The organism is Spirosoma radiotolerans (assembly GCF_000974425.1).
Lineage (GTDB): Bacteria > Bacteroidota > Bacteroidia > Cytophagales > Spirosomataceae > Spirosoma > Spirosoma radiotolerans.
Genome location: NZ_CP010429.1, coordinates 896,763 through 909,900, shown reverse-complemented (window position 1 = coordinate 909,900; position 13,138 = coordinate 896,763). Strand labels below are relative to the sequence as shown.

6 protein-coding genes are annotated in these 13,138 nt (G+C 51.8%); all 6 read right to left on the bottom strand.

The genetic code is table 11. The annotated features are described in order from the left end of the window. Positions 1–5: 5 nt before the first annotated feature. On the bottom strand, positions 6–557 hold the full coding sequence (locus SD10_RS03580) for a DUF4199 domain-containing protein (protein ID WP_046375718.1): 552 nt from the start codon (positions 555–557) through the stop codon (positions 6–8). Beyond that, entirely contained in the window at positions 554–1,870 is a 1,317-nt protein-coding gene (locus SD10_RS03575) for a dihydroorotase (protein WP_046375717.1), read from the bottom strand. The genes SD10_RS03580 and SD10_RS03575 overlap by 4 nt, the downstream gene beginning before the upstream one ends. 101 nt (positions 1,871–1,971) lie before the next feature. Then, a complete protein-coding gene (gcvH, locus tag SD10_RS03570; protein ID WP_046375716.1) occupies positions 1,972–2,355 on the bottom strand; it encodes a glycine cleavage system protein GcvH in 384 nt (127 codons plus the stop codon). A 107-nt stretch (positions 2,356–2,462) separates the two neighbouring features. After that, entirely contained in the window at positions 2,463–3,524 is a 1,062-nt protein-coding gene (locus SD10_RS03565; protein ID WP_046375715.1) for an aldo/keto reductase, read from the bottom strand. 78 nt (positions 3,525–3,602) lie between these two features. Next, complete coding sequence (sov, locus tag SD10_RS03560; protein ID WP_046375714.1) at positions 3,603–11,228, bottom strand: T9SS outer membrane translocon Sov/SprA; 7,626 nt, start codon at positions 11,226–11,228, stop codon at positions 3,603–3,605. Positions 11,229–11,535: 307 nt separating this feature from the next. After that, on the bottom strand, positions 11,536–13,026 hold the full coding sequence (locus tag SD10_RS03555) for a cellulose synthase family protein (RefSeq protein ID WP_046375713.1): 1,491 nt from the start codon (positions 13,024–13,026) through the stop codon (positions 11,536–11,538). Positions 13,027–13,138 lie beyond the last annotated feature (112 nt).

The following is a 13,138-nucleotide window of genomic DNA, read 5'->3' as shown; positions in this document are numbered from 1 at the left end:
TTACCTTATTGCATGATGCTATAGTCCTGCTTCCGAAAAATAAGCGAAATTACGAGTACCGGCAGTACAGCCAGGGCTGTTTTTTTGGTCAATTCGTCGGGAAGCAGAACACCAGGTTCCATCGTCGATACCTTGTTCCACTGCTGAGCGAACGTTTCGGGGCCGAACTGGTCGGTAATCTGCTTCTTGCCTTCCAGCAGAAGTTTCTTCGAATTCGTTACGTATTCGGTAAAAACACCCGGATCAACTTGCGTAACAAACAGGTAAATGAGCCATCCTGTTACTAAAGCTGCCACTGTATTGAGCACATAGCCAATGGTTAGCCCTTCCCACAAATGCAGTTGCCCATGCCCGACATACTTCCGGTAATACCAGATGGTGGCGAGTATCGTGATGATGTGAATGCCGTAATCGAGCACCCGGATATTACCCAGAGCCGGTACGCCAACGGCGTATAAACCAAGAAAGTACAAAAAGCAGAGAACACCCGTAGCCAACCCGGAGAGCAGGGGAATTTTCAGCAACGGATGCGAAAAATAAGCGCGAATACTGTTCATACGGTAGGAGTAAATTGGCCTCGATGCACCGTGCCAATAACGCGGCCCGTGAGCGTTTGGCCCAGAAACGGTGAGTTTTTTGATTTAGACTGTGGCCGGTCGTACGTCCAGATACCGGTGGGATCGAACAGCGTCAGGCTGGCGGGCTGTCCTTCAGCAATGCTTAGGACGGGAAGGCGCAGGATATGCCGGGGCCGGGTTGCCAGTTTGTCGATCAGCTGCGATAAAGACAGCGCTCGGTTATGGGTAATGGTGCTGGCGAAAACCGTTTCGAGCCCCGTCACCCCAAACTCCGCCTGATCGAACTCCAGGTTTTTGCTTTCGGCATCCTGTGGCGTATGATCCGATACAATGGCATCGATGGTGCCGTCGGCCAGACCCGCCCACAGAGCCGCTACGTCGTCGGGAGACCGAAAGGGCGGATTAACTTTCAGGTTCGTGTCGAAGCTCGCCAGGGCCGAATCATCGAAAACAAGCTGGTGAGCTGCCACGTCGCAACTAACGGGCTTTCCCTGCGCCTTTGCCCGCCGAATCAAGTCGACCGAACGAGCCGTTGAAATTGTTGAGAAATGCAAAGCCGGAGGTACTGTGTTTATCGGGGATGTTCCTGAGTTCCTGTCAGACTGGCCCTCACTCGTTACATAATCCAGCAAGCGCAAGTCACGCTCAAGCATCAACTCCTCGGCTAAAGCGGGAATTCCCTTCAATCCAAGCAATGTACTCTGAATGCCTTCATGCATCTGGCCAAACTTGGTCAAATGCATTTCTTCCGGGCGGTTCATGAGCAAGCCATTGATGGGTTGCAGATACTGGAGCGTTTTGAGTAACAGATCCGGGTTTTGGAGCGGATGATTCCCGTCCGAAAACGCCACGGCCCCACCGTTATGCAGGTCGAGCATCTCCGTAAAATCTTCCCCGGCCGCTTTTTTGGTCACGGCGGCAATGACGTGAATACTAACGGGCTGGCCTTCGGCCAGGCGCTGAACATAGCCCAGGATTCCTTTGGCGTCGATAACGGGTTCTGTATTGGGCAAAACGGCAATATCAGTGAATCCTCCGGCGGCCGCAGCCCGGCACACGCTTGTCAGGTCTTCCTTGTGTTCGTAACCGGGGTCCTGCGTCGACACACGTATATCGACCCAACCCAAGGAAACATGCAGATTATCCGCTTCGATCACCCGGACGGTAGCATCGGCAGAAATACCGTCACCAATTTGACGAATCAGACCATTGTCGACCAGAATATCACGCACCTGTCCATCGAACGGTGAAGCAGCATCAATAATATGGGCAGAACGAATCAGGAGTTGCATGAGGAACTGCCCTCCTCTTTTTTCAAGTGAAGGGACCGAAGTAAAAAGATGGTTTAAAAAAAAGGCCCCTTACGGAGCCTTCTGGTATCAAGTACGTCGAATCAGGCACCCACTAACTCCGCATAGGCGTCGGCGGTTAGCAGGCCATCCTGTTGCGATGCATCAGCGGGTTTCAGGCGGATGATCCAGCCCTCGCCATACGGATCGCTGTTAAGCAATTCGGGTGATTTTTCGATGGCCGGATTCAGTTCAAGAATTTCACCTTCAATTGGCAAAAACAAATCTGATACGGTTTTGACGGCTTCAACCGCGCCAAATACATCACCTTTGGCCAGCGATTGACCAACGGTAGCTACGTCGATGAAGATAATATCGCCTAATTCGTTTTGGGCAAATTCAGTAATTCCAACCACGGCGGTACCGTCAGCTTCGATCCGAATCCATTCGTGATCTTCCGTATAGCTTAGTTCTGCAGGAAAAGTCATTGTAGGGGAATTGATTTATACCCACAAAATACGGTAGATGGGGCCGGATTTGCAAGCCGGATTTGGCTTCACATCCGCACCCCATCGGGTTTTCTCCGTTTACAGCTTTACTTGGCGGCTACCGTCGACTGGTTCGGCGAAAAATTAGCAACGCCTAACCGGTCGCCACCCTGCCGCTGAATCATCCATTGCGGGTAAGGCATGGGCGTGGCACTGATCGCATCCAGTTGATCGAGTTGCTCGGTCGTCAGGCTGACATCAACGGCTTTGATATTGTCCAGAAGCTGGTCTGTATTTTTAGCGCCAATAATCACGCTGGTCACCCCCGGCTTGGCCAGCACCCAGGCCAGCGCAATGCGCGCTACCGAAACCCCATGCGCATCGGCAATGGGCTTCATGGCGTCGATGATATCGTAAGCACGCTCCTGGTTAACGGGCGGAAAATCGAAGCCTAACCGGCGCGAGTCGCCTTCGGGCTTGTTATCGCGGGTATATTTACCGGACAGAAAACCACCCGCCAGCGGACTCCAGGGCAGAATAGCCATCTGCTGATCCAGCACCATCGGCACGATCTCATTTTCGAGGTCCCGACCCGCAATGGAGTAGTAGTTCTGCGTGGAAATAAATTTCGACCAACCGTATTTATCCGCGATGCCATTGGCTTTCATGACCTGCCAGGCCGCAAGGTTTGAGCAGCCAATATAGCGCACTTTTCCGCTTCGCACGACATCTTCCAGCCCTCGCATGGTTTCTTCCAGGGGCGTTATCGGGTCAAATCCGTGAATCTGATACAGGTCCACATGGTCGACCTGCAGGCGCTTGAGGCTGCCTTCCAGTTGTTGCATGATTTGCAGACGGCCCAATCCAACCTGATTTTTACCCTCGCCCATCCGGCCCCGCACTTTAGTCGCAATTACGAGTTCATCACGCGACAATCCCAATGATTTGATGGACTGCCCCAGCAGGCGTTCCGACTCCCCAAATGAGTAGACATTGGCCGTATCAATAAAGTTGATGCCATTATCGAGCGCGGTTTTTACAATGTCATTGACAGCGTTTTGCTGGAGTTCCCCCATGGCTTTCCAGTAGCCATTGCCGCCAAACGTCATTGTACCGAGGCATATTTCGGAAACTAATACACCCGTATTGCCAAGCGATTTATAGTTCATGGTATGTTGGTTAGTATGTAATGAATCAACCGGTAAACGAACGGGATTGTTAGTAGACGGCTCAATTAGCCAGCTACACTACTCCGCCAGATTGAACTTCACCTGAACACCACCTGAGGTTGTAGCCCGACGGAATGAATTTGACACAAGCGGATCGTTGAAGGTCCGATCGAAATAGAAATTGAAGTTCAGACGACGGCTGACAATGTAGCTCACTTGTGGGCGCAACTGAAAGTTCACGTTACCCGCCGTAATGATCTGCTCAGCGTCGAGCTTCCGCTGAATAGCCCGTGTGTCGCGTAATGTCAGGTTACAGGAGAACGTCAGGTCATTTTTCAGCTTTTTGTAAGCGCCGTTTATCTTGAACGGAATACGCATATTCTGCCGGGTAAACCCGATCGAAGCCGTCAAGTCTTTGTTGCTCAGTTCAGCCACCTGCGAGTTCGATAGACTCAGCGCAATATCACGGCTCTGGTTGTACTCCAACCGCCCGCTGATCCGGTTTTTCGTCTGGAACTGTACCCCGAGCATCGGCGCAAACTTCTCCGACATCGTAATGGTACTCATCGCAAAAACGGGGACATATTGGCCTATCTGGTTAATGGAGGCCGCCATTGGGTAACCTTGTACGGCCAGATTGACGTAGGCAGCGCCGTAATCCAGATTGGAAATAAAATTACCAACGCTATACGTCGATGAGTAACTATGGTTGATGGTAAACGCACTAAACTTCTTCCGAATGAACCCTAACCCCGACAAGCCGTTGTACGCAATTTGCCAGTTCGGGAGGGGGAAGTTGTAAAAAGGCGATAACTGCGCTTTCTCGACCGGTTGCCCGCTATAGGCGGCAAAAAAGGCGGGTATCAAAACATCCTGCGATGTTTTGTCATAGCGTCCCGTCTTCTCCGGATTGGCAGCCGTCAGCTTATCGATAAAGTACTGGCGATAGCTTTCGAATTTATCGAAAATGGGCGATGTGTTGTCACCCCGCAAGCCAATAAACGCGGTTCGGAACGACCAGAACGACATACTGAATTGCCCATTGCGTACGGCAGAAAACGTCTCGAACGGGCCACCCTGCGAGCCGGGCCGATAATATTCCTGGTACGCATCCGTCCGGTCCAGTCGCCAGTTGATCTGCATTCTGAAATCCTTGAAGGGCTCCAGGGTCGTACTAGCGGTGAACTTTTTGGTGATGTTTTGCTGAAAGGCCGTATTCAGGACGGTACTCGGCGACAGCCAACCTTTGTCCGCGGCTTTGTAGGCGATGTTATGATCCTGACTCCCTAACACAAACCCCAGTCCGGGGGCATTATCGGAGCTTAACCCAAACAGTTTAGGCGTTGGCAGAAAGCCGGGCAGGATCGTTGATTCCTGCAAGACATAGGAGAAATTGATGCCCCGTACGGTGAGCAGTGCCCGCGTGAAGTTTTTCAACACCTTGCTTTCCCCCCGAACAATGTCCTCGATATCGCCGGGGTTCCGGGCGAAGTTCTTGCGAACAGGCGAGGGTGTATTGGCAAAACGCAGGTACCGGATTTTATTATACAAGCGAATCAGGTCAACGCGTCCTGTAATGCCCCGTTCACGGTTGTTTCGCAGGATATTACCAAAAGGCACACCCAGCGAATCAGTAACGCCAAACGAATTGGCCTGAAACTGATACCCCACACCATACACCGCATCGGCCGCAATCCAGTCGAGGAGCGGAATCTTGTCCAGCGGCAGCCGGTACGTGGCTCGGATGTCCTGCACGAAGTTTTTCATCCGGCCCAGGTGCTTAATGCTGTTGATGATCGAGTCCCGTTTCGCCTGGGTGTTGATGTCACCTGCGGGTTCGTCGATGATGGCATTGGCCTGTGCATGATAGGTCAGCACCAGACTACGCGTCAGATTCCAGGTAAGGTCGTAATAGCGATTGAACAGAAAATACTTCTCGTACTGCGGCACAATACCATTGGTCGTCAGGTCCGACGAGCGGAGTTGTGTTTTGATAAAACTCCGGTCCATATCTGTTCGGATAGACACCAGTGTGGGCAACAATGTCAGGTTAAAATCCTTGAGCCAGCGTAGGTACGGAGCTTCAAACGAGGCAACATTCCGGAAGGGTTCAAAAGCCTTAGGCTGACCGCTGAAGGTATACGCAATGCCGCCCCGGTGCTGTTGCTGGAGATACTCCTGCGTAAGGATATTGGTCCGTTTGGCGTCGTTGAAGGCATAGGTAAACGCAAAATTCTCAAAGTCCCAGAAGTGTGACTTGGCATTCGGGTTGGTCTTTACTTTCCGAACGTTCGAGAAGTTATACCCCCGGCGCGTCGTATTGTCCTGCACCAACTGACGATAGCTGTCCCGCTCATTTTCGGGTTTGGTCGATAGCGACGTTTGCAAGGGCGTGTCGGGATCGAGCGGGTCAAAATGTGGGTTTACATTGCGGTGGTCATAGCTGACATATAACGGAATGCGAAGGCCCCAGCTGGCTGGCAGAAATTTGTCAATGGACAGTGCCGACGAAAACCCGAATTCGGAGGTGGTTTCGAGGGCTCGGTCGCCAATGCGTGTCTGTACGCCCCCGAAGCCAAAGGTCGTAATTCGGCCCGAAGCGGTCAGCGTACCAATATCGGCCAGTTTCATATTCAACGCACCAATAGCCGCCATGCCCGAATGCTGGTCGTAGCCATAGGCCCGGAACTCATCGACCCAAACGGTAAATGATCTGGGCCGTTCGCCATCCCCAGCGATTTTTGGGTTCCGAACGCCAATCATAACCGACTGCACCGAACTCAGATCAGGGTTACCCACCACGGTGAGTATATAATGCTGGTCTGCCGACTGCTCCGAATAGGGCAGCGATGTTCGGCGGGTGAGCAGCCGGTTTCGGTTGGCTTTCAGGTTAATCAATTCCTCCAGTGCCAGATCCAGTTGATTGCCTGCAGGCCACACCGTTTCAGGATCAGAATTATTAGGGGGCGAAGCGATCAGATTCGGAATTTCGATTTCGTAGTAGTTATCCGTGTAATCCGTACCAATCCGCACAAACGTCGATACACCCGGCATGCTTTCGTTATCGGGGTTGTGCATGTGCACGAACATTCTGATACGCTCCCGGAACAACAGGTTGAAGTTGGTATTCTTGAACGCGCCACGCGAATCGCCATCACGCAGGTTGGTCACGCTCAGCCGCATCGACTGCTCATTAAGTTCAACTACGTTTGGCTGGGTATAATCCCGGTCACGCTGGTAATTCGGTGGTACCGAATAAATGTATTTAGCGCCCCCAACGGTCGAGGTCTGCGTGCTGCTGTTCTCCTCCACGTTGACCGTAGAAACCGTAAAATTAGCGTCGTAGGGTTCGGGCACTTCCTGCAAACCGCGTTGCGTCAGGTCGCCGGTGTACTTACGGTACTGGTTGGCTTCCATTTGCAATTCCGCAAACCGGAGCACGACTGGTTCAGCAAAGTCGGTCAGGTACATCCGCATAAAGCGCATGGATTTAAACCCGTTGATGCTGCCGACTTTCCGCAGCGGTTCGCGAATCGGAATCCGGAACTGATACCAGTTGACCACGCCACCCGGTGCGCCTTTGGTCGGCACAGACACTTTGTCGACGATGTATTTATTCGTTCCAACTTCCAGTCTTCCAGGCCGTAAGTCCAGCTCATATTCATAATAAGCCTCGTTGTCGTTGATCGTATTGTCGATGTTCAGATCTTCAATATCGGGCAGCGTAGAGGAAGCCGGGGTCAGGAACTGATTGGTGCTGGTATTTTCGGGCGAATTGTTTTCCATACCCATAAACCGCTTGTAGCGCGCCACAAGGTATTTCTGCTGGTCGGCTTCTTCGCCCAGATAGAACTTAAAATCATCACCCGAGGGGTCCTGCTGAATGTCGGCCAGCGCCTGTGGGTTAGTCACTCGTGTTTGAATAGCCCGCAGGTAATTTTGAAAAAATTCCTGTTCAGACGTAACACCTGTTGGAATCGTTGGCTGGCTACTGAGTCCGTCCAAACCAATATCCTGCCGGTCACGAACCCCGCTCTGGAACGCATTGGTCACAAACTGCTGCGTAGGGGCCTTTCCCCAGGTGGTGGTTTGAACCGTACCCACGCGTAAGTCTGTGTTATCGGCACTGGCAGGAAACCCGTTTTCAAACTCATAGCGGCCGTCTTTTATAACGTCCTCCGAAATATCCCCGAGGTTGAAAACCAGTTTCCCCCCCGTGGTATTGTTTGTGTTCTTGCTGTCGTCATTACTACCCCGAACAACACCGGCTGACCCTGGTACAAAGGGGTCCATGAGCCAGAACGTAACGTTCTCGATATTGGCATTATCGAAATCAATATCCGACGCAATCGCCCGCGTTACAGCGCCAAAATTCTGTCTTGGGTTAGGTAGGTTTCCGTTAGCATCCAGATTCGTGTTGTAGTTGTACATCCCCCGTTCGCTCGGGAAGTAAGCTACGTCCAGAATACTTTCAGGCAACTGCACAACCCTGGCTGACCGCCCCGGAAACAAATCCTGCGGTAAAAATGGCCGCTCATATACGTGCGCATTCACGTCGTCCAGGTCGATATTCGATGTGACACCCAGCGTACCCGTTGAGCCGAAAATACTGGGGTCTACGGTATAGACCGAAATCCGGGCCCGGTTGTAGGCAAACGGCAACGGATCGGCAAATGTCCCCTGTGGGAATTGTTGCGGAGTGGCTCCTAACCGCCAGCGCGTTGGTTGCCGGGTCAGGTCATAAATAGTACGGGCAGCCTCAAAATCGTCCAGATAGCTTTCGTTCCGTGCCTTTTGGTTGGTGCCGGGAAATAGCTGGGCAACTTCGGCCGTTAGCTGGATCGTCGACAGCTCTTTGGTCTGTACACCCGGCAACGCATCCAGCAAACGCGTCAACCCCGGCGAATCCTTTCGGATGGTGGTATTCAGGCCAAGAATGGTATTGTTGACCGGCTCGTTCCCCAACGCCACGCGCGTCAGGAAACCAGCGGGCGTTTCTTTCATGTGCATAGCCGTCAGGCCAATGCTTATATCCCGGTTAATAGCATAATCCAGACGCGTACCGATCAGCGTTCTGATCTGGTTCTGAAACAAATCCGGCTGTTCGTAGCCTATACGAATCTCCCGGCCAGAGTTGGTAACGCTCTCGTTAATAATTCGCAACCGGCCTGTTTGTGCTTCAAAAACATAATCCTGGCCAGCCATCAGCGGCACGCCACCCGCCGTAACGGTGATCGACTGCTCATTAACACCGAATGGGAGCTGTACCTCAGCTCCATTGCCCGACTGAAAGGACCCTTTCAGGAAAAACTTGTTTTTCTCGGAAATCTGCTGGGCATCTGTCTGCGTGGTGCGGTAAAGCTGATCAAAAACGTACTTGGCCCGCAATGATGGGTCGTTCCCAAGTTTAGTGGCCAGGTAGGCGCCAAAGGGTTCCAAGGTCGGAAAAATGATCTTCCCATACCGACTATCGATGGTAATGTTCTCCACATAGTCGAAGTTACCATCGGGTTGGGCGTCCAGTTGCTGGTTGAGTCGGTCCATACCGAACACCTGTACCAACGGTATATTCTGGATGGCTCCTTCCTGCAGATTGGGGTTGTCGATACCCGTTACGTCATCTTTGTAGATGATCCGCAACTGAAATCCTTGCCGGGTAATTTGCGCCGTAGGAAGGGAATAGATGTTTTTCATCATCAAATTCCACATCGGCAATTGCAGGTTGTTGCGCAGGGTTGCCGACTTCAGCAGCTTCAACACCAGCACCTCATTTGGCTGCCGGGCCTGATAATCCTCTGTTAACTCACCTACTTTATAGCGTCGGCCCTGGTAAGTATATTCATAGGCGACCGCCAGAATTTCATCGTTTCGCAGGGGCGTTACCAGCGAGATATAACCCAGTTCGGGCTGGAGTTTATACTCCCGATCGGTCAGGCGTTTAGCGCCCCGAAGCAGGTCATAATCGGTACCTTTGGCCAGCTGATACCGGCTGGTGAGTATGTCATTTGTCTGATCCACCTGCCGGAGTGGATTGGCGGCATCAGCGGTCAATCTATTGTACAGACTATTGGCTGCATTATCCGATGGGGTTCGGTTATTCCGGGAAAATGGCGGCAGGTTCGGATTCGTCTGACTGTAAGGATTTCCTTCTCCTAAATCCTGGAAACCAACAATATTGCGGAGTGACTCGGTCGTGTTGGTCCGGTTCGTTACATACACTTCCACGCGGGTCACGTTCACCCCCGATGTTACCTGCGGCAGCGTTTTCAGCGAGGCTTCGTAGTTGGCCCGGAAAAACTGCGACAGGAAGAAATGCCGGTTTTCGTCGTATTGATCGGCCCGGATTTCATATGGTCGGTTGGAGGTGCCACCCCGCAGTACAATCTCGTTCTTGCGCGACCGCTGCTGGGAGGCAACCAGCGTGGCGTTCAGTTTACCAAACCGCAACTGGGTTTTTATGCCAAACAGGTTTTGTACACCCGGAATCAACTGGCTGTTGACGGCCCAGTTGATGTTACCTACTTCGAGCCCTTGCAGGATACTCTCGTTCTGAGGAGTAAACGTGGGCGTCGAACCATTCATGCCCGGCATACCTGGCAAATTCGGTGTACCTGGCAAATTAGGGACACTTGGCAGATTAGGCATACCCGGCAAGCCCTGACCCGTGCCAAAAGCGGGCAACCCACCGCCCGGTTTGTAATTGAGCTTGAGCGCATTCTCAAAGTTAAAGCTAGCCTTTGTATCGAAATTAGCCAGTACGCCCAGCTTTTCGCCAATCTTACCATTGAAGTTGATATTGATCTGCTCGTTGAACAGAAAGTTGCCATTACGACGTTGCCGCACGGGAAGCACCGGATTGTCAATAAATTGATAGAGATACCCAAAGTCAAGCGTTACGAAACCATTGGGTTTAAAATCAACCTGACTACCTCCAAAAAGCCGGTCAATAACAGGCGGCAATTCGAGTTTAGGAGACAGTCCCCGCCCACTCAGGGCACTCTGCCCATCACGCTTGGCGCTATACTCTCGCCAGATATTCTGTTCGACGCGCTGGTTTTGCAGCTGGTTGTAGGTCGAAAAGGGAATCGTTTCGGCGGGTCGGTATGGTAGGCCAAACTGCGAGGGTGGCAGAATGGAAACGGGTGGGCTGGTAGCCGTTATGCCTGCGCCGTTCGTGCCCGATACAGGCGCGGCAGAGGTGGCCGTGTTGCTCATGGGTGCTCCCGACAACGACACCCCCGTACGAACGCGCTCCGTTACGGCAATGCCCCCATCTGGACCGAGCCGAAAATCGGTCGATACACCTTTCGGATCGCGAAGAATAAAGGGTGATTTGGATGATCGTTCCGAAAAACGCGTGGCGCGTCGGTCAGGCCAGTTAACCGTTGGCCGTCGGTTGGCACTTCGCAAGGCACGAATGCTGTCATTACGATCCTGGATGGCTTGCTTCGCCGAATCGGCCCGCATGATTGCCCGGCGACGCGCGTCGGCACGAGCCGAATCGGTCACAGCCTGCTGTCGTCGGGCAGCAGCACCACGTCGGGCGGGTGTCGGAGCGGGTTGGCCCTGCCCTACACTTACGCCCAGCCCAATAAGCAGCCAGCATCCCAGCATCAACCATCCGTTTGGTATAAACAGGAGTCGGCTAACAGTAGGAACGAGGTGGCTAACGACAGAACTGTGAACAAAGTAGGGGTTCACCATTGAAGACACTATAAGGTTCAGAATTAGTAGCGAATGGCACGTTCTTCTATCAAACGGCCAGAAACGGGGCAATCGTCTGTTGCTAGAAAGATTTTTTAGCTAGCCGTTTTGTTAAGATTCAGCATAAACAATAAACAAAAGTAGGAATTAAGCGGATGCCATACGAACCGGCAACGCATCGTTTCAGAATTTTCAGTCCCGATGATGCGCCTGTTTATGCCAGAACCCCTACAATTACCAAGCCAGAATCTGCCAATAATTCGTTACCCTTACTTAATCTGAATGAGCTCCCTATGCCGAAGATGGCTTAAACGGGCACTGATGCCGAACGATTTACAGCCTGAATCAGTGAATAGATGGTGACCATACCAAAGCCAACCATGAGCATGATGTGAAGAAAAAACATGCGGTAGTCGTGGATATAAATAGCCAGCGCCAATCCACCTAAAAAATATAAGGCCAACAAGCCTTCCACCACCGTTAGCCAGCTAATCCGGCGACTGATGTATTTGTTAGCCGCCCAACTATCGGTCGCTGTTTTGACATTAAATTTTGGCGTCCGCACAAAAGGCGTTTTTCGGCCCATGTACCCTTCAATAACGGCAATCGTATTATGCAGCGACAAGCCCATCATGAGCGACGAATACATCGGAAAGTACCAGGCCAGTCTACTTTTATTCGCTCCCTTTAAAAACCAGACGGGAATTCCGTAAAACGTGATGAGAATTAATAAATTAAACTGAAATAAGTTGATGACCACAAACACCCACTCCCACTCGGGATGCTGGCTGCGGATATAAATCAGGGGTACACTCATTACGCCCAGCAACAGCACCAGAATAAAGGTAGCGCTACTGAACAAATGAAAGAACGCGTGTAGTTTCATCGAGAAGGATACATCCGGCGATTTGAGGACGTTCACAAAAAGCTTACGGGCGCATTCGGCCGCCCCTTTCATCCAGCGATATTGCTGCGACTTAAGCGCGTTCATGGCTACGGGTAATTCGGCGGGGGAACCAACGTCTTCCCGGTAAACAAACTTCCAGCCCCGCAACTGAGCCCGGTAGCTTAAGTCTAGGTCTTCGGTGAGGGTATCACTTTGCCAGCCACCCGCGTCAACGATGGCCGCTTTTCGCCAGACGCCCCCCGTTCCGTTAAAATTGGCCAATAGTCCGGCCGCATACCGGCCACTCTGCTCGACCGTAAAGTGCGCGTTGAGGCCAAAGGCCTGCAATTGAGTTATCAGCGAGAAGTCTTCATTTAAGTGTTCCCAACGCGTTTGCACAATCGCTACCTTCGGGTCAGCGAAGTGCGGAACGGTCTTCAATAGAAACTCCGGATCGGGCACAAAGTCGGCGTCGAAAATAGCGAGCAGTTCCCCTTTGGCAATCGTCAAGCCATAGGCCAGCGCCCCGGCTTTGAAGCCGTTGCGTTCGGGTCGACGAATGTGTTCGATGGCAAAGCCCTGCCGTTTGTAGTCCGCTATTTTCCGGGCAATAATGGCGACGGTCTCATCGGTCGAATCGTCCAGCAATTGTATGTCGAGCTTATCCTTCGGATAGTGTAACTGCACGACGGCATCGATAAGTCGCTCCACGACATACAGTTCATTATAAACCGGCAACTGAATCGTTACTACAGGTAATTGGTCTGGCGAAAGGGGTGTAGCTGACTGAGCGAGTGTCTGACGCTGTTTCTCCGAACGTAAATATTTGACTATCAGACTTAGTTGACCACAGTTATATACGAATAGCAGAAGTAAAGCCATTGCGTATACGATCAGGACCAGAATTTCCATAGGGATGAAGGCGAGACTTGTCTATTTATGCTTCTTAATCTAATAGCTAAGTAGGATTAATTAAAATAAGTAACTGGCTGACTAGCCAAATGGTTGACAAATGACGTACCTA